This window comes from Ectobacillus soli (genome assembly GCF_042610425.1).
Lineage (GTDB): Bacteria > Bacillota > Bacilli > Bacillales > Bacillaceae_G > Ectobacillus.
In genome coordinates, this window is record NZ_JBGJZM010000001.1 from 1,360,197 (window position 1) to 1,376,210 (window position 16,014).

General features: G+C 40.6%; 15 protein-coding genes. 3 read left to right on the forward strand and 12 right to left on the reverse strand.

Annotation, left to right across the window (positions count from 1 at the left end; translation table 11 throughout):
* Window positions 1-90: 90 nt before the first annotated feature.
* From ACAN53_RS07065 to ACAN53_RS07080, 4 genes are all read right to left on the reverse strand, one after another.
* Window positions 91-870 (reverse strand): ABC transporter ATP-binding protein, encoded by a 780-nt coding sequence (locus ACAN53_RS07065; RefSeq protein WP_379968437.1) that lies wholly within the window; start codon window positions 868-870, stop codon window positions 91-93.
* 145 nt (window positions 871-1,015) lie between these two features.
* On the reverse strand, window positions 1,016-1,747 hold the full coding sequence (locus ACAN53_RS07070; protein ID WP_379968439.1) for a Bax inhibitor-1/YccA family protein: 732 nt from the start codon (window positions 1,745-1,747) through the stop codon (window positions 1,016-1,018).
* Window positions 1,748-1,813: 66 nt separating this feature from the next.
* Window positions 1,814-3,703: an ABC-F family ATP-binding cassette domain-containing protein gene (locus tag ACAN53_RS07075; RefSeq protein ID WP_379968441.1), complete on the reverse strand. Its 1,890-nt coding sequence runs from the start codon at window positions 3,701-3,703 to the stop codon at window positions 1,814-1,816.
* A complete protein-coding gene (locus tag ACAN53_RS07080; RefSeq protein WP_379968443.1) occupies window positions 3,700-4,338 on the reverse strand; it encodes an HD domain-containing protein in 639 nt (212 codons plus the stop codon). Before ACAN53_RS07080 ends, ACAN53_RS07075 begins: the two co-directional genes overlap by 4 nt.
* A gap of 103 nt (window positions 4,339-4,441) precedes the next feature.
* Here ACAN53_RS07080 and ACAN53_RS07085 point away from each other — a divergent pair, with 103 nt between their 5' ends.
* Complete coding sequence (locus ACAN53_RS07085) at window positions 4,442-4,801, forward strand: hypothetical protein (RefSeq protein WP_379968445.1); 360 nt, start codon at window positions 4,442-4,444, stop codon at window positions 4,799-4,801.
* 292 nt (window positions 4,802-5,093) lie between these two features.
* Here ACAN53_RS07085 and ACAN53_RS07090 read toward each other — a convergent pair whose 3' ends face one another.
* From ACAN53_RS07090 to ACAN53_RS07110, 5 genes are all read right to left on the reverse strand, one after another.
* Window positions 5,094-5,375, reverse strand: coding sequence for a hypothetical protein (locus ACAN53_RS07090; RefSeq protein ID WP_379968447.1), 282 nt, complete (start codon window positions 5,373-5,375; stop codon window positions 5,094-5,096).
* A gap of 424 nt (window positions 5,376-5,799) precedes the next feature.
* On the reverse strand, window positions 5,800-7,008 hold the full coding sequence (locus tag ACAN53_RS07095) for an acyl-CoA dehydrogenase family protein (RefSeq protein ID WP_379968449.1): 1,209 nt from the start codon (window positions 7,006-7,008) through the stop codon (window positions 5,800-5,802).
* A gap of 26 nt (window positions 7,009-7,034) precedes the next feature.
* Complete coding sequence (locus ACAN53_RS07100) at window positions 7,035-8,423, reverse strand: LLM class flavin-dependent oxidoreductase (protein ID WP_379968451.1); 1,389 nt, start codon at window positions 8,421-8,423, stop codon at window positions 7,035-7,037.
* Between the two features lie 371 nt (window positions 8,424-8,794).
* Window positions 8,795-9,034 carry a hypothetical protein gene (locus ACAN53_RS07105; protein ID WP_379968453.1) on the reverse strand — a complete coding sequence of 80 codons (240 nt, stop codon included), beginning with the start codon at window positions 9,032-9,034 and terminating at the stop codon, window positions 8,795-8,797.
* 330 nt (window positions 9,035-9,364) lie between these two features.
* Window positions 9,365-10,366, reverse strand: a complete 1,002-nt coding sequence (locus tag ACAN53_RS07110; protein ID WP_379968455.1) for a DUF2515 domain-containing protein — start codon at window positions 10,364-10,366, stop codon at window positions 9,365-9,367.
* 112 nt (window positions 10,367-10,478) lie between these two features.
* Here ACAN53_RS07110 and recU point away from each other — a divergent pair, with 112 nt between their 5' ends.
* The gene (recU, locus tag ACAN53_RS07115; RefSeq protein ID WP_379968457.1) at window positions 10,479-11,081 is read left to right on the forward strand and encodes a Holliday junction resolvase RecU; all 603 of its coding nucleotides are present in this window, start codon (window positions 10,479-10,481) and stop codon (window positions 11,079-11,081) included.
* Between the two features lie 65 nt (window positions 11,082-11,146).
* Window positions 11,147-13,687 (forward strand): PBP1A family penicillin-binding protein, encoded by a 2,541-nt coding sequence (locus tag ACAN53_RS07120; RefSeq protein ID WP_379968459.1) that lies wholly within the window; start codon window positions 11,147-11,149, stop codon window positions 13,685-13,687.
* Between the two features lie 239 nt (window positions 13,688-13,926).
* On the opposite strand, the gene ACAN53_RS07125 is transcribed toward ACAN53_RS07120, so the two are convergent.
* The 3 genes from ACAN53_RS07125 to ACAN53_RS07135 all read right to left on the reverse strand — a co-directional run bounded on the left by ACAN53_RS07125 (window position 13,927) and on the right by ACAN53_RS07135 (window position 15,876).
* Window positions 13,927-14,442 carry a YpoC family protein gene (locus ACAN53_RS07125; RefSeq protein ID WP_379968461.1) on the reverse strand — a complete coding sequence of 172 codons (516 nt, stop codon included), beginning with the start codon at window positions 14,440-14,442 and terminating at the stop codon, window positions 13,927-13,929.
* Window positions 14,420-15,094, reverse strand: a complete 675-nt coding sequence (gene nth / locus ACAN53_RS07130; RefSeq protein WP_379968463.1) for an endonuclease III — start codon at window positions 15,092-15,094, stop codon at window positions 14,420-14,422. Before nth ends, ACAN53_RS07125 begins: the two co-directional genes overlap by 23 nt.
* A gap of 77 nt (window positions 15,095-15,171) precedes the next feature.
* Complete coding sequence (locus ACAN53_RS07135) at window positions 15,172-15,876, reverse strand: DnaD domain-containing protein (protein WP_379968465.1); 705 nt, start codon at window positions 15,874-15,876, stop codon at window positions 15,172-15,174.
* Between the last annotated feature and the right edge of the window lie 138 nt (window positions 15,877-16,014).

Genomic DNA, 16,014 nt, shown 5'->3' on the forward strand with positions numbered 1-16,014 from the left:
GATAAAGAATTTCAACCTGCAGAAGCTCGTGCACAATTCTTTAAATAATACTAAAAGACCGGAATAGCGGTGAGCTGTTCCAGTCTTCTTTCATTTATTTTGGAGCATCAGCCATTTTCGGTCTCCTTGCTGCACTACTTCAATCGGCACTTCAAAAAAGTCAGTTAATCTGTCTGTCGTTAAGCATTCCTCTGTTTTTCCCGATGCATATACTTCCCCTTTTTTTAACAACAGCGTGTTTGTAAAGCATGGTAAAATTTCTTCGATATGATGCGTAACATAAATGAGCGTTGGGGCATTCTCCTGCTTCGCAATAGCCTCGATCATAGTCAGCACCTGTTCCCGCGCAAGTACATCTAGCCCTGTACATGGTTCATCCAAAATAAGAATCTCCGGCATTGCCATAAGTGCTCGCGCAATCAATATTTTTTGTTGTTGCCCTTGGGAAAGCGTTGCAAAGTATCTACCAATCAAGGATTCACAGTTAAGAGTCGACAGCAGCTCTGCTGCCCGCTGCAAATCCGTTTCGTTCACTTCATCGTGCAAACCAATTGTTGAAAAAACACCACTTAGAACGACTTCTTCCGTCAATTCATCACCATGAAAGCGTTGTTGCAGTGACGTACTCACCCAGCCAATTCGTTTGCGAACGTCTGCAAGCTTTACACGACCATATGTAAAATCGAGAACACGAATTTTTCCTTCTGTCGGCCAAATGTAGCCGTTAATCATTTGCAAAAGTGTTGTCTTACCCGATCCATTTAATCCGACTAAGCAGCAGTGCTCCCCTTTTTGTATGTGCCAAGACACATCTTTTAAAATCCATTCCTGTTCCCTTTTCCATGAAACATGCTCAAGTGATACAATCATTTGTAACTTCCTTCCTATCCTAAAATAACGAATTTTCAATCTTTTTACCCATCATTATACTACGAAAATCTTTCCATAACCATTAAAAAGCTACACATAAAAATAGGCCGCCCACTTGTAGCGGACGACCCCATTTATGTTTCCATCAATCATTTCTTGTAAAATAAGAAATGAAACGTAAAATTTCGAAATATAACCATACAAGCGTAAGCATTAAACCTAAAGCTCCGTACCATTCCATATATTTCGGTGCGCGCTGGCTTGCTCCTGTTTCAATGAAATCAAAATCGAGAACAAGGTTTAACGAGGCAATGACGATAATAATCGCGCTTACGATAATGGAAACTGTACCACCATCGTGCAAAAACGGAACTTGTACGCCAAATAAATGGAGCACCGCAGTACCTACGTACAAAATCACGACGCCTAGTGTAGCTGAAAGCACAGCCATACGAAATTTATCCGTTACACGAATAATGCGGGTAGCGTACAAAATAAGCATAGCAAACAAAATCGCAAAGGTAAGCAATACAGCTTGAAGGACGATTGAATCTCCAGCTTGCAATGTAAACATAGCTGAAACAGATCCAAGAACAATCCCTTCTACCGCAGCATAAATTGGCGCAGTTACGGGAGAAATTCTTGGTATAAAGGTTGTAGCAATTGCGACAATTGCCGCGATAATCATGGCACCCATCATAACCGAAATGTTCATCTTATGATTCATCACTTGCACATAGGAATACATAGAGGTTGCCACGAGTAATAGGAGCATAATCAAGGTTTTCCCTACAGCCCCGTTAATCGTCATCGCTTCACTGCTTGCCGAAGCATTTTGCAACGTATCTTCTCTTAACATCGGGTTGTTCGTTCTCATCCAAATCCCTCCTAAAAAGGTTTCTGTTACAAGTTTACGTTGTTTTCATTTAAAGTTCAAGAGAACTTATTTTAGACCTTCTACGATTTCCGATAGCTCTTCCCATCTTTCCATCGCTGTCTCTAATTTTTCCTCTGTTTCCTGCTGCTCATCCGTCAACCTCTGCGCCTTTTCAAAATCGGAACCGACCGATTCTAGCTGTGCAGTAATTTCTTCTAGTTTCTCTTCAAGAGATGCAATCGTATCTTCAATAGTTTCCCACTCCCGCTGCTCATGATACGAGAGCTTGCGCTTTCTTTGCTTTGGCTGCTCTATTGCCACTTTCTTTTCCTTTATTTCTTCCTTAGCCAATCCTTGTTTTTCCTTCTTCTTTTCTAAATAATCCGTGTAGCTTCCAAAATAGAGGTCAATCTTTCCGTTTCCTTCAAACACGAATAATTGATCGACTACCTTATCAAGAAAATAGCGGTCATGCGATACCGTAACGACGACACCCGGAAATTCGTCTAAATAATCTTCTAATACGGTCAACGTTTGCGTATCTAAATCATTCGTTGGTTCATCAAGTAAGAGGACATTCGGCTCTCCCATCAACAGACGAAGTAAATACAATCTCCGCTTTTCTCCGCCTGAAAGCTTGCCAAGCGGCGTACCGTGAGAGCTAGGAATAAATAAAAATCTCTCTAGCATTTGCGAAGCACTTAGAACTTTCCCGTCCGTCGTATGAATGACTTCCGCTACTTCTTTAATGTAATCCAGCATCCGCATCTTTTCATCCATATGCTCATTTTCTTGCGTATAGTAGGCAATCTTTACGGTTTGACCAATTTCCACTTCTCCACTATCAGGCTCAAGCTTCCGTGCAAATAGGTTCAAAAGCGTCGATTTCCCGCTCCCATTTCGGCCAATAATCCCAATGCGATCGCCTGGCTTTATAATAGTGCTAAAATGATCCAGTACAAGCTTGTCATCAAACATCTTCGTTGCTTCCTTTAGTTCAATGACTTTCTTGCCAAGGCGACTACCGCTAATGGAAATATCAACTTGCTCCTTCATATTCGGGCGGTCCCGTTTTTCAAGCTCTTCAAAGCGCTGAATCCGGGCCTTTTGCTTCGTCGAACGAGCCTGTGCCCCGCGCCGAATCCAAGCAAGCTCTCTGCGAAATAGGTTTTGATTCTTCTGCTCTCTCGCTGCATCCGTTTCCTCGCGAATCGCCTTCGCTTCTAAGAACGCAGCATAATTTCCTTCATAACTATATAAATTACCATTATCTAGTTCAAACATACGATTCGTAACGCGATCAAGAAAATACCGATCATGCGTAACAAGAAGCAACGCGCCTGTATACCGGGACAAATATTCCTCTAACCATTCTACTGTTTCATGGTCAAGATGATTCGTTGGTTCATCTAAAATAAGCAAATCCGGTGTTTGAATAAGTGCCTGTGCCATCGCAACGCGCTTCTTTTGTCCCCCGGATAACGTTCCTACCTTTACGGTAAAATCGTGAATGCCTAGCTTCGTAAGTAGCGCCTTCGCACTCGCATTCGCTTCCCACGCATTCATCGCATCCATTCGCTGTTGCACGTCAAACAGTGCTTGCTGCGCAAGTTCGCTTGTTGGCTCTTTCTCTAGATTAAGAAGGGACGTTTCATATTCGCGAAGCAACCGGATTAGCGGCGTCTCACCGTAAAACACCTGCTCTAAAACAGTCAAATCTCGGTTGAAATCAGGCTGCTGCGCCAAATAGCTAATCGTATAATCACGAGTATGACTAATGTTTCCTTCATCTGCTTGCTCGGTGCCGGCAATAATTTTCAGCAAGGTTGATTTTCCCGTACCGTTCACCCCGATTACACCTACCCGTTGTCCCTCTGCAATGCTAAACGTAACATCATGAAATAAAGGCTTCACGCCATATGACTTTGCTAGTTGTTCAACTTGTAACATTTTCATCGTTCTACATTCCACTCTTTCATAAATTGTTCGGCAAACTGCTTCATATACGCATGTCGCTCATTTGCAAGCTCCCGTGCTGCTTCCGTATTCATTAAGTCTTTTAGCTTAAATAATTTTTCATAAAAATGGTTTAGTGACGTGCTATTTCCACTGCGATACTCCTCCTTCGTCATATGCAGGCGCGGTGGAACCTCTGGATCGTACATGAGTCTTCCCTTTGAACCACCGTACGCAAAGGTGCGCGCAATTCCAATCGCACCGAGCGCATCGATACGGTCAGCATCCTGTACAATTTTCCCTTCGATTGTATCAAGTTGACCACCATGACCGCCTTTAAAGGACATATTTTGAATAATCGATAGAATATGTATGCGGTCCTCTTCGCCGACCCGCGGATATAAAAAATCATTCACGCGGCGAAGACCTATTTCTTCACTTTCATTCAGCTTCTCATCTGCGACATCGTGAAGAAGAGCGGCCATCTCAATAATAAAAAGATTGCCTCCTTCCTTCTCGCAAAGAAGCCTTGCTACTTTATGTACACGCGAAATATGGTACCAATCATGACCACTCGCATCACCTTCTAAACAATCCTTAACAAATTGAATCGTTTCTTCTATTAATTGTTCCATACTATCACCTACTTATCATCTATACTACCATGAACGAAACGGGAGTCACACCTTTTCTCGTCCGCCCATACTATGAAGTATTTCATATGAAGGAGGAAAACACATGCAACAACAACCAATGTATCCGGTAGATCCTCGTTTTGCGCAGCAATACCCACAACAGCCATATCAAGGTCAACCTTATCCGCCGCAGCAATATCCCGGCTATCAAGGTCAAATGCCAGTAGAACCACCGCATCAGCTAGCGCAGCAAGCAGTCGGAACGCAGTACCAATCATGGAAAGCACCTGTTATGCAAGCCATTCGCCCCTGGGTCCAATACGGACTAAACGAAGCACAAAAAACATCTGTCCCCCACGCGATGACAGAAGTCGCAGCAATTGCTTACTTACTTGGAAAAGGGATTGATCCTCAAACCGCACATTATATTGTAGAGTCTTGGGAGAAAGGGGAAGGGTTTTAAAAGGAATTAATTTTGGGATTTGTAAGAGGAGGCAGTCAACCCAGATTAGATGGGATGGCTGTTTTTTTGTGGGTGTAGACAGGAACCTTTCATTAAAATTTCAAGGTACAAAATAAAGATTAGAATGATAATATTATAAAACTATCGTTTTTAGTACTCATTTGGAAACTACATCTTTGAATAGAGAGTAGATCGGTGATGGTGATTAGATGAAGAAATAGGAAAATAGCAGGCTGTCAAGGTGTTCTCGACAGCCTGCTATTTTGCGAAGAGCTCGAATTGTATAATTTTATTAACTTACAAGTTCTTGATCCAATCGGATTCCTGTAGATAATACTTCTTCTATATATTGAAGCACCTCATGGCCTTCTACATCGTAAAATAACGAATAATAACAAATATAATCAGTTTTAAGCATATTTTCTTTTATATCTTTTTGATCAATAGAATCAAGAATATGTAACTGGATTTGATTATTCTCATACTCCCCAGCAGCCAAGAAACACTCATCTTTATATGTAAACACAATATTATAATAGCCATCATACTGATTCGTTTGTATAATTTTAAACATAATAATCCCCCTAATATTGTTATTTCACCAACTATCAAGCTGATATATATCATTCTAAACAATAATAGTTAAAAATTTTGTCGATTCTACTCCTGAACGGAAAATTTTTTTCTGTTCTATTAAAAAATAAAAAGGACCTCATCTACACTTTTCTTACTTAACAATTACTATTTTTATTAAGAAGAATATAAAATGCATTATTTAAATCCACCAAGCGATACAGACCTCGAAAGTAGGCGCATTATATCATAAAACAATCTGATTAATAATGAGAAATCATATTCCAAGCAATTAACTACCTGACATCGTAACAGTAATAATCATCCAATAAATACGGATTATGAGATAAAATGCCTTATTGACCCTACTAAAATAGGAAAAACCCTATGCATGATTCGCATAGGGTTTTTCCCCATTCTATTTATTATTTTCCCTCTTCCCACAGTTCAAGCGGCAGTCCTACAAGTAGTTTTCCAACATGTTCACGTGCTAGGTTATTCGATGGAGCCATTGGAATGCCTGCTCTTGCGTCGCGGTACAGTCTTTCGAAGATTCCTTCTTTGTAGCCGTAGCCGCCGGCTACGTCCATCGCTATCCGGGCAGCAAAATCTGCTACCTCGGAGGCATGTACTTTGAATTTTGTTACCTCAGCTCCTAGTTTGCTAATGGGTTCTCCAGCTTCTAGCAACTCATCATACTGCCGAGCGATGTCTAACTGCCACGCTTTCGCACTTGTAATGGCGATTTCGACTTCTGCTAGCTTTTGACGAATGACTTGATAGTCTGCTAGACTTTTGTGGAAATCTTTGTGAACCGTCTTTTTAACGTGGTCGGTTGCAGCGGTTAGGGCACCTTGGGCAACACCGATCCAAGCTGAGGCGATTCCTACTAGATAAATTGGGTTAGCTCCTTCATCGAGGACTTGCTGGCCAATGTTTTCCCCGCCGACAATGTCACGGTGGCTCACTTTGACATTCTCATATTTGATTGGACCGCTATGGTTACCGCGAACGCCTAGCGCCTTCCAGGGCTGTGCTGTAATTCCTTTATCCTTGCCATCTACAATAAAATAACTAATATCGCTAGGGCTTTCTGTTTCAGGAGTACGAGTTTGGACAATATAAAAGTCTGCTTGCCCACCGCTTGTCGTAAAGGACTTTTCAGCGTTAATGATGTAATCTTTGCCGTCACGTGCTGCCTGGCTAAGGCTATACCAAATATGGCCTCCTGATGCCTTTTCGCTTATGGAGAACGTGCCAATGGAACCTTGACGAATCGGAGGGAGCCAGCGTTCTTTTTGATCATCATTCCCATATAATGAAATAACCTGTGCTGCCCCAACGTGCATGACATACACTAAAGCGGTGGAAGCATCTACTTTCCCTATTTCTTCCGCAACAATGGAAAAGCCGACATAACCTAAATCTAGCCCGCCCCATTTTTCTTCTAATGTGACTGAATTCCAACCTTCCTTCGCTAACGCGATAAGGTTTTCTCTTGGAAATTTTCCTTCACGATCGATGATTTCCGCATTTGGTTTAATCACTTCTTCAATAATCGGTCTTACCTGTTCCCGAATGGATTCAATATACGCTCTTGCATACGGATTTTTTTCTACAGTCGTTTTTGTCATATTCTCGCCCACTTTCTTCTCATTTTTTATACTTGTTCTGGGGTAGGAAGCTTCCGATAGGTTGCGGCTGGATGCTCATCAGGCAGGCGCGCTTGTCCTTTACCGAACATTTTCTCGCGGTATGTTCCTTCTTCATACTCTGTTTTCAGAAGGCCGCGGCGCTGCAACTCCGGCGACACGAGCTCAGCAAAATCCTGAAACGTTCCCGGTGTAATGGCATACGCCAAATTAAATCCATCAAGATCTGTATCTTGAATCCATTCTTCAAATGTATCAGCAATTTGCTCCGGACTTCCGACAAAGACCGGACCCATTCCGCCAATTCCGGCAAACTGGGCAAGCTCTCGCACCGTCCATTTTTTATCTGGACTTGACTTTGTTAGCACCTCTACTGCTGATTGAATGGCATTCGTTTCGATGTATTTAATTTCTTGGTCTAAGTCATACTGGGAGAAATCAATTCCCGTCCAGCCACTTAGCAATGTTAAGGCTCCTTCAATGCTGCTGTAGCTAGCAAGCTCCTCGTACTTGGCCCAAGCTTCCTCCTCCGTTCGGCCGGTAATAACCGTAACAAGAGCAAATACTAGCACCTTGCTTGGATCTCTTCCCTGAGTGGCAGCCTGGGATCTCAGGTCCTTTACATAGGTTGCAACGGATTCTTTATTTGGAGCGGAAATAAACGTGCATTCGGCATGCTTCCCTGCAAAGCTACGTCCCTTTGCAGATCCGCCTGCTTGGTACAATACTGGCGTTCGCTGCGGAGATGGCTCACATAAATGAATACCCGGTACATGAAAGTACTTCCCTTGATGATGGATAGGGTGAACTTTCGTAGGATCTGTAAATATCTTTCTCTCTTTATCCTTCACGACAGCCCCATCTTCCCAGCTGCCTTCCCACAATTTATAGCAAACTTCTAAATATTCATCTGCGATATTGTAGCGTTCGTTATGCTCGAAACGATCCCCAATATCAATATTCTTCGTCCCGCTTTCTAAATAAGATGTCACGATATTCCAAGCAATACGTCCGTTTGTTAGATGATCAAGCGTAGACATTCTACGTGCGAACGTATAAGGATGCTCAAATGTCGTGGAGCACGTAATTCCAAATCCGAGATGCTCAGTTACATTTGCCATCGCGGATACGAGCAGGATCGGATCATTGACTGGTACTTGCGTCGCTTGGCGCACGGTCTCATCCTTTCCTTCCCCGTATACATCATAAATACCAATTACGTCCGCAATAAAAAGGCCATCGAACTTCCCCTTTTCAAGCAGCTTTGCTAGCTCTGTCCAATAGGAAATATCCTTGTAACGATAGGATTGATCATCTGGATGTGTCCATAGACCAGCGGACTGATGTCCGACACAATTCATATCAAATGCGTTTAAGTACAATCGTTTTTTCGTCATTTTCTCTGTCTCCTTTCTAAATGATGTAGCGCCTTCTCTTTAAACACAGCATCTTTTCTTCTTGTGACAGAAAACAAAAAAACCGAAGACTTTCCCCTTACTAGGGTATGTCTCCGGTTTTCCGGTCAACTTATGTATTCCAATAAGAATAGTGTGTTTATTACAACCTATGATACAAAGATACAAAAGGTATTGTCAAGTGAAAACTCTATTATTATACAATCCTAAAAAAGATTACTAAGAAAAACAAAACAGTTAGTATACTCATTTGAGAAGTATACTAACTGTTTTGTTCTACATATATTTATTAAGTACTTACGATTTTTTGTACACGAATCATCAATAAATCAAAGTCCGTAAATACATTCTAATTAAACTGCCAACATATCAATCCTATGTGATACAAATCTTCCTTCGTTTACAAGCCGAAATATGGTTTCTTCCATATTCCCAACATAGGCCTGTATAATTTCAACGGAATGAATCACATCATTTTCTTTATTTGTTAGGACATGATTTACTCGTAACGTCACTTGTGATTCTAGCAAATCAAGAGTACTCAGGAGATTCTCAATCGTCATTACTACCTTTTCCTTGGATACGATTTCCATTTCAAATCCCTCCCTGTTTTGTCACTACATACAGTATTCTCTCTATTCCATCTACTCCCTTCCAGCCTGACAAAACTAGTATTATTTCGGCAAAGAAAGTGGTTTTTCACAGTAGGTATGAAAATTTCTCACATGGCTACAATACAGGTAGGAGGTGGGAAAATGAGCAAAAATAAAAAACAAACATCTAAGGAACAAAAGAAGCAAAATCAATCGATTAACTCTGGGAATCCAAAGGTTGAAGGACCCAATATTCCTTCTACTTAAAAACTTCAATATACAATGAAGAGAGAGGTGAATGAACATGGTCATTCGCCTCTTCTATTTTCACTAAAGGAAGGTTTCAATTGAGGCTAGCAATTGAATCTGTTTTCGTTTCGCTGTAAACCACTCTGTTACGTCCATACTCCCCTTAACGGAGACTGGGGCAAACAATGCGGATACATCCATTCCTTTTTCAAACCAATCGTCATTCTCATGTCTATGATGCGAAATAACTGGAAACACATCTCGTAAATACGGACTATCTGGTTCCTTTTTACCCATGTATTGTTCATAGTCTATACGAGAGCCTGTGTGAACCGTTTTATCCGAGAAAGATGTAAACATACTATAATATGAGGAATGGAATAATAGCATAGCTAGCTTCTTCCCTAATTCAATTCTCTTTTTTACTTGTACAAATTCATGGACAGAAAAGCCATATAATTTTCCTGATAATGCAGGAAAAATAACCGAGCTAAAATGAAATAATTCTTGTAATTGAAAGATGAGCGATTCAAATACATGTTTTTGAAAATAAGGATGTTCAATTACGGTTGCCTGAATCACATATTGTTCATTTATAATTTGCGCTGTCATCAATCTTTCTATATCTTTATTCTTCCAAAACCTCTCCCATTCTCCTTCCATAAATACTGATACAGAAAAGGCACGTAATAAATGAAACTGCGGTCTTTGTAACTGCAGAGAACGTTCATATATAAGAAGCTGCGGATACGCATCTTCAAAAATGAGCCAATTTGCTCTTTCATAAGTAAGAAATAAACGTTTCCTCATAGAAGTCGATAGTAACTTTGGTAAGTAGATTCCTTCTAAATCTGTCATATTCCAACCTGCATTACGAGAAACCATGCTAGCAAGAAAAGACCAAGGAATGTCCGAATGTGCTCGGTAAAATTCCTTGTATGCATCGGTTCGCGAAATATTATCCACGTTATAGAGCTTTACACGCTCTTTGATCTCCTTAATAAGAACATTTTCAGCTTCTGTAATTGCAGCGTCTTTGCGTCTTTTTCTAAATTGATCATAATCATGATTCCATGCAGTCATTCTTCTCCCCCCCCAATCTAGGATCCTTACTATAAAACTTTCTGTCCTATTGTGCCCTTTTTTTGATATAATCACCTTTGTAAGTAATTCAAATATTGGAGAAGACGAGACTATGAGCATCCGTTATCCGAATGGCAAACGGTTCTTGAAACAAGCAACCATCCAGCATTCACCTGCGAACAATCAAACATATAGTAACAGGGGGATGTCATTAGAAGAGGAGCTTAATGAAACAAACGAATATTATCTTGCACATGGCATCGCTTGCGTACATAAAAAGCCGATTCCTCTTCAAATTGTAAAGGTGAATTACCCGCAAAGAAGTGCCGCTGTTATTACCGAGGCATACTTTAAACAGCCTTCAACAACTGATTATAATGGCGTGTACAAAGGAAAATATGTTGATTTTGAAGCAAAGGAAACGAAAAATAAAACGAGTTTCCCTTTGCACAATTTTCACCCCCATCAGATTGAGCATATGAAGCAAGTGCTTAATCACGGAGGCATAACATTCGCCATTATTAAATTTACGCAATATAGCGAAATTTATTTCCTTGAAGGCAACTATGTTATCCAATTTTGGAATCGACAAGAACAAGGAGGAAGAAAGTCAATCACAAAACAAGAGATAGAAACTTATGGGCATGCATTGCAATCTGGTTATCACCCGCGTATACACTACGTTTGTGTACTAGACACACTGTATTTTTCATGATAGAGTCAACAATAAAGCCCAGGTTTCGACTTTTTTTCAGCTAGTGAAAGGTAGGAGAAAGGATAATGTCAGACAATTATCGTTCTCGCGAAGAACGAAAACAGGCAGAAAAATCAAAACAAGGACAGCAAATGAATGATTCATCGCCGCGTAAGAAGGGCTCGTTCTTGAAGAAGTTTTTAGTAGCCTGCTTACTTATCGGTATTATAACTTTAGGTGCTGGGGTTGCTACTTTCTTTGCAATGATAAAAGATGCTCCGAAGATAGATGATTCAAAGCTCGCTGATCCTGTATCTACAAAGTTCTATGATAAAGACGGGAACCTTATCCATGAATATGGTTCACAAAAACGTACACTTATTACTTACGACCAAGTACCAAAAATAGCAGAGGAAGCATTTCTGGCAACAGAAGATTCTAGATTCTATGAGCATCATGGTGTAGACGTAATCCGAACTGCCAAAGCCATATTTGAAAATGTCAGTGCCGGCTTCGGATCACAGGGTGGAAGTACGATTACCCAACAGGTTATTAAAAACTCTTTTTTGTCCTCTGATAAAACGTTAAAAAGAAAAATACAAGAATGGTATTTAGCTTACAAGCTCGAACAGAAGTATAGTAAGCATGAAATACTAGAAATGTATTTGAACAAAATTAATCTGGGGAACAAATCATGGGGACTTGCAGCTGCTGCCAAAAATTATTATGGCATTGATGTTAAAGATTTAAAGAATTTAACATTGCCACAAGCTGCACTAATTGCTGGTCTTCCGCAAAGTCCGAACAAATACGACCCAACGAAGCCAGAAAACCGAGATGCGGCTTTAAAGCGCCGTAATCTAGTTTTAACTCTTATGAACAAACAGGGCTATATTACGCAAAAAGAAATGGAAGATGCAATGAAGGTTCCAATCGATCAAGGATTGCAACCACCTGCTTCTAATGCAGAAATGCCGTACCAAGCATTTCTAGACGCTGCTGTGAAGGAAGTAGAAGCGAAGATACCAGATGTAAATATCGGTACGGATGGGCTTGCCATTTATACAACGCTTGACCCGAAAGCACAGCAATATGCAGAACAAATTGTAAATACAGAAGACGTTGTAAATTATCCGAATGATAAATTCCAAGCTGCTTTTGTATTTATGGACTCTAAAACGAGTGAAGTACGCGCAATTGGTAGTGGACGTAATGAGAACAAGGCTCAATTTAAAGGTAGTAACTTTGCCATTGACATCAATCGTCAACCAGGTTCTTCCTTTAAGCCAATTTTTGATTACGGTCCCGCTATTGAAAACTTAAAATGGTCTACCGGTCATCAAATTGAAGATAAAGCAACAACATATGATAATGGTGCACCTATTAACAACTACGACAATCAATACCATGGTGTAATGTCGATTCGAACTGCACTAGCCAAATCATATAATATCCCTGCTTTGCTTACATTGCGAGCTGTTGGTAAAGATAAGGCACAAACATTTGCACAAGGACTTGGCATAACGTTTGATAAGAATCAAACATTTGAATCTACCGCAATCGGAAGTAACTCTGTAAATCCATTAGAAATGGCCGGAGCATACGGATCCTTTGCGAATGGCGGTAACTATACACAGCCTCATTTTGTTCAAAAGGTCGTGTATCCGGATGGAAAAGAAGTAAGCTTTAAAGCAAAAGCAAAACGGGTGATGAAAGACTACACAGCATTTATGATTACTGATATGCTTCGCTCTGTTGTTAGCGATGGTACTGGTACAACTGCAGCCGTGCCTGGTTTGGATGTTGCTGGTAAGACAGGAACTACAAACTTCCCTGCAGATATCATAAGTAAGTATGGATTCCCTAGTACAGCTACAAACGATAGCTGGTTTGCTGGGTACACACCGCAGTATACGATGGCGGTATGGACGGGTTACGTAAAAAATGGCCCTGGAATGTATATGGATGGAAGTACGACAAAAATTTCGCAACGAATATTCAAAGAAATGTTCGCAAAATTTGGTACAGACAATTCTACCTTCCAAATGCCAGATAGTGTTGAACGTGATCCTGCTACCAATGAACTTAATGTCAAAGGTGGAGAAAAAGTAGATGCACCTAAAGTGAAACCAGATGCACCTAGCGGCTTACAAGCGAAGTACGACCAAGCATCTAACACAATTTCTTTAAACTGGGCATTCAGTTCTGCTACTATGAAGGATCCATCCTTTGACATTAGTTATACATTAAATGGCGGCGCTAAAACGTCACTTACTTCAACAAAGAGCACGAATGTAACACTAAGCAATGCACAAGCAGGAGGTCAATACTCCTTCTCTATCGTTGCAAGTGCAAACGGGCAAAGTAGTGATGCTGTAACTGTCACTGTAGTCGTTCCTGGTGCAGCTACGAATCAAAACAACAATCAGCCGAATACAAATCAAAATAATGGCCAAACGAATACACCTAAAACTCCTACTACGCCAGCAACTCCAAGTACAGGCGGAAGTACGGGCACAGGAACAAATTCTGGTAACACAGGAACAAATTCTGGTAGCACAGGAACTGGTAGTACAGGCGGAACAGGAACAAATTCTGGTAGCACTACTACCAAACCAACTCAATAAGTATTAATGGTGAAACATCTTCTAATCAAGAGGGCGCTGAAAACATTCATTCAGTGCCCTCTTTTTTATAGATGCGAATACTTTGACGTACTTTGGTGGCCACAAGGTCCACCTTATTGCAGTCACCAATCAAGTATCTATGAGCAAAAGGTTACTACAAGTTCCATCATTGGTTAGACAAAGAAAAAAGGTATCCATCTCTAAGTATGTAAGAGATGGATACCTTTTTCAGTGCTCTCCTAATCAAGGAGATGGGTTTTTTTCATTATCATCGTTTTCTCAAATAGTTTCTCAACTTCTTCATATAACTCTGAAAGCTGAATAAAGGAATGATAATGGTCAGGTTGCTCTAGTATAAAATCCAGCCTTTCTACTACATTCACAGGCTTTCTACGTAATGCTTCAATTTGCACGGTATACTGCTGCAAAGAGGATAAATAGGTTTCATTCATCCAAAACAAAATGGAGAGAAATCTAGCTGTATTTGTCACCATTGGCGGCCCTGCTTCTTTTCTCTTTCGTTGTCTGAATAAGGAGGCAATCGAATCTTTATTTTGTTTCCACATTTGAAGTATGATTGGTACCGTTTTCTCCCTCTTATTCCATGGCTTATCGAACGGGAGTCCTTCTTCTGCTGCTATTTCAAATACAAATATGCTACCGTCTTCAATTGTTACTGTGGAATCGAATCGAATACAATCTCCCTCTTTAAAAAAAGGAGAGAATACAAATTTATCTGGTACTACAATGTTCATTCTTTTCCTTCTCCTTCATACGCTTCGTACCTTCCCGGCAAATGGAGAGGAGCGGGCACGTTTCGCATTGTGGACGCTGTGCCTTACAATGGTAACGTCCGAAAAAAATGAGACGATGATGAGTAATCCCCCACTCTTCTTTCGGTACTTTTTTCATTAACGTTTGTTCCACTTCTAATACGGAATCCTTTAATCGACAAATACCTAATCGTTTACTTACCCGTTCCACATGCGTATCTACTGCTATAGCAGGAATATCAAATGCGACAGAGATAACAACATTTGCTGTCTTTCGCCCCACTCCTGGCAATTTCATTAACTCTTCGCGATTGCGAGGTACTTCCCCGCCATACTCATCGATAAGCAGACGAGATAACTGCTGAATATGCTTCGCCTTATTACGGTATAACCCAATTGACCTTATATCCGCTTGTAATTCTTCTAACGAGACTGCTATATAATCCTCTGGTGTTTTATATTTCTCGAACAGACTTTTTGTTACTTTATTTACAAGTGCATCTGTACACTGAGCAGACAACGAAACCGCTATGACAAGCTCAAAAGGATTTGAATGATTGAGCTCGCAATGGGCATATGGAAACATGTCCGCCATCGCATCAAGACAATATCGAATTTGTTTTAACGTTAACATGCTCTACCTCCTACCAAGACAAAAACCTTGGTCACTTGAAAGCCTTCCACTCATGGAAAAGCAACCCTACGCTATGTTTACTGCTCCAGCCAATTGTAAAATGGAATTTTTCCTGTATATTTTGCATCTTGTTTAGGAGAAGAGGATGTCTTTTGATGCGAGCGAAATTTACGACCATATTCCTGTGCATCCTCGACCGACCGAACGCCGTTCTTCTTCCATTCAAAAAGAATGCGGTCAATATACCGAAAGTTCAATTTTCCGCTCATTACTGCCTCACGAAGGGCAGCTTGTATAATATTAGCGCTATGCTCATCTTGATCTTGCCACATCATGAGTGTTTCACATTCGAATGGAGATAAAGGACGACCGAGTTCTTTTTCAAAAATCGTATATAAGCTGGATTGCAATTGTTCCATCTTCTCTTGCTCTTGCTCCGTTGATTCATGCAAAAGAAGCTGTAACATTTTTTCCCAAAGTGGCTGCAAGGAATATGCTTCAGATAGAATTTCGTCGTCTTTTTTATTAGCCTCAATGATCATATAACCGCGTTGGATAAGCGTTCGCAAAATGTCCATGCATTGTTGGGATGTAATGGTCATTCTACTTGCTATTTCATCGGGCGTAGGAAACGATTTTCCCGATTCTAAAAATGTATGGACATGTAAAACAACCATAAATTCCATCTCATTTAATCCGATATTCTTATAATGATTCATAAGAAGCTTCGGAATTGCAATACTTCCCTGTTCCATCCATTCCACCATTACGTTGTGTTTCATTTCATACACCTCTCTTTCTATAGCAAAGCTGGTGTGCATTGCTTGTATGGAATGTAATGTAAGACCCAATCATTAACTGTAAAAAAGACCTCCCCTGCTTCGAACAAATACCGTTCGTTCGAGGCATGCGGAGGTCAA

What these genes read in the sequence shown, in the direction of transcription:
- ACAN53_RS07065 (WP_379968437.1), bottom strand. Translation starts at nt 870, where the DNA reads ATGATTGTATCACTTGAGCATGTTTCATGGAAAAGGGAACAGGAATGG.
- ACAN53_RS07070 (WP_379968439.1), bottom strand. Translation starts at nt 1,747, where the DNA reads ATGAGAACGAACAACCCGATGTTAAGAGAAGATACGTTGCAAAATGCT.
- ACAN53_RS07075 (WP_379968441.1), bottom strand. Translation starts at nt 3,703, where the DNA reads ATGAAAATGTTACAAGTTGAACAACTAGCAAAGTCATATGGCGTGAAG.
- ACAN53_RS07080 (WP_379968443.1), bottom strand. Translation starts at nt 4,338, where the DNA reads ATGGAACAATTAATAGAAGAAACGATTCAATTTGTTAAGGATTGTTTA.
- ACAN53_RS07085 (WP_379968445.1), top strand. Translation starts at nt 4,442, where the DNA reads ATGCAACAACAACCAATGTATCCGGTAGATCCTCGTTTTGCGCAGCAA.
- ACAN53_RS07090 (WP_379968447.1), bottom strand. Translation starts at nt 5,375, where the DNA reads ATGTTTAAAATTATACAAACGAATCAGTATGATGGCTATTATAATATT.
- ACAN53_RS07095 (WP_379968449.1), bottom strand. Translation starts at nt 7,008, where the DNA reads ATGACAAAAACGACTGTAGAAAAAAATCCGTATGCAAGAGCGTATATT.
- ACAN53_RS07100 (WP_379968451.1), bottom strand. Translation starts at nt 8,423, where the DNA reads ATGACGAAAAAACGATTGTACTTAAACGCATTTGATATGAATTGTGTC.
- ACAN53_RS07105 (WP_379968453.1), bottom strand. Translation starts at nt 9,034, where the DNA reads ATGGAAATCGTATCCAAGGAAAAGGTAGTAATGACGATTGAGAATCTC.
- ACAN53_RS07110 (WP_379968455.1), bottom strand. Translation starts at nt 10,366, where the DNA reads ATGACTGCATGGAATCATGATTATGATCAATTTAGAAAAAGACGCAAA.
- recU (WP_379968457.1), top strand. Translation starts at nt 10,479, where the DNA reads ATGAGCATCCGTTATCCGAATGGCAAACGGTTCTTGAAACAAGCAACC.
- ACAN53_RS07120 (WP_379968459.1), top strand. Translation starts at nt 11,147, where the DNA reads ATGTCAGACAATTATCGTTCTCGCGAAGAACGAAAACAGGCAGAAAAA.
- ACAN53_RS07125 (WP_379968461.1), bottom strand. Translation starts at nt 14,442, where the DNA reads ATGAACATTGTAGTACCAGATAAATTTGTATTCTCTCCTTTTTTTAAA.
- nth (WP_379968463.1), bottom strand. Translation starts at nt 15,094, where the DNA reads ATGTTAACGTTAAAACAAATTCGATATTGTCTTGATGCGATGGCGGAC.
- ACAN53_RS07135 (WP_379968465.1), bottom strand. Translation starts at nt 15,876, where the DNA reads ATGAAACACAACGTAATGGTGGAATGGATGGAACAGGGAAGTATTGCA.